This is a genomic window from Campylobacter lari, assembly GCF_004357905.1.
Lineage (GTDB): Bacteria > Campylobacterota > Campylobacteria > Campylobacterales > Campylobacteraceae > Campylobacter_D > Campylobacter_D lari_D.
In genome coordinates, this window is sequence record NZ_SMTT01000034.1 from 1 (window position 1) to 387 (window position 387).

Sequence of the window (387 nt, forward strand, 5' to 3'; positions counted from 1 at the left end):
CCTATAAAAGGTGGTGTTACAAGTGATGATTTTAAAATTAATGGTGTAACTATAGGGAGAATAGAATATCAAGATAGTGATCAAAATGGCTCTTTGGTAGCTGCAATTAACTCAGTTAAAGATAGCACAGGAGTAGAAGCTTCAAGAGATGCTAATGGTAGACTTGTATTAACCTCAAGAGATGGTAGGGGTATTAAAATAGAAGGAGATATAGGTGCTGGTTCTGGTATTTTAAATAAAGATAAAGAAAATTATGGTCGTTTATCATTAGTAAAAAATGATGGTAAAGATATTTTAATATCAGGAAGCAACCTTTCTACTATAGGCATGGGTGCAGCTGATATGATCTCTCAAGCTTCTGTGTCTTTAAGAGAATCAAAAGGTAGA

The 387-nt window shown here is 33.6% G+C and carries 1 protein-coding gene; it reads left to right on the top strand.

The genetic code is table 11. The annotated features are described in order from the left end of the window. A partial coding sequence (locus E2O22_RS07835; RefSeq protein WP_279433559.1) for a flagellin hook IN motif-containing protein occupies positions 1–387 on the top strand: 387 nt, incomplete at both ends.